General features: G+C 50.4%; 2 protein-coding genes. Both read right to left on the reverse strand.

The genetic code is table 11. The features are described from left to right. The coding region (locus H9Y05_RS16230; protein WP_216714912.1) for a hypothetical protein at positions 1-314 on the reverse strand (314 nt) is incomplete at its 3' end. A gap of 193 nt (positions 315-507) precedes the next feature. Then, positions 508-837, reverse strand: a 330-nt coding sequence (locus tag H9Y05_RS16235; protein ID WP_216714913.1) for a hypothetical protein, incomplete at its 5' end; no start/stop codon positions are given.

The raw sequence follows: 837 nt of genomic DNA on the forward strand, positions 1-837 counted from the left end.
TAACGCTCTTCTTTCTCTTTCAGTACAGGTTCATACTGACTACGAATCGTCTTTTCAAATTCGTCCATTTTACCGGCAGCCTTCAGCGCTTCCTGGTGTGCACGCTGCCGTTCTTCTTCGGCTTCTTTAGCACGGCGTGCAGCTTCCTTTTTCTCGCTAAGTAGCGCTTCCTGGTTTGCCTTAAGCCCGGCAACTTCTTTCTCAATAAGGGCCTGCACTTCTTCGGCGGTGTACATTTTTGGCGCGTCACCCGCGCCCGGTTTATCTTCCACCCCGGCTTCTTCATGAAGCGGGTAACGTAAAAAACGATTCATAGTCAATATGTCCCCTGGACTTTAGGACACCGGGCCCCCCGGTGTTTCTGTAACAAGAATAAATTATTCCACTTACTAAGGCAACTATTCCAGAATATTCCTTATGTATCCCTGTAACCGGAATACTTTCAGACGCAATTGCCGTGTGCACTCCGCGTTCTGCACATCGACGGCCAGGTCTTCATCGGCATCACTACTCGGTAGCACCATTTTGCACGGTGGCTGCATCAACGTCGTATCCGGGGATGGAATTAGCATTCTCGGCGGCGCGTCGTTTGATTGACACCCGTTCAGGAGGAAACTCACAGACAGTACGGCCAGGACGGGTAACGTATTTGATAACTTCACGGGTGATAGACTCCGCATTTTCTTTACCTTCCGATTCGGCGGCGGCGGCTTGTGTATCGTTTTGCTGCTGCCGTTGTGTTTTCTTCGTCAGCTCAGCTTGTGCCTTCTTTTGTTGCTGTGAAACAAGATTCTCTCGGCCTTCTACCCACCCGCTTCTGTAGTTGTACTGGCCGTA

The sequence above is a fragment of the Taishania pollutisoli genome, assembly GCF_014518315.1.
GTDB classification, from domain to species: domain Bacteria; phylum Bacteroidota; class Bacteroidia; order Flavobacteriales_D; family Crocinitomicaceae; genus Taishania; species Taishania pollutisoli.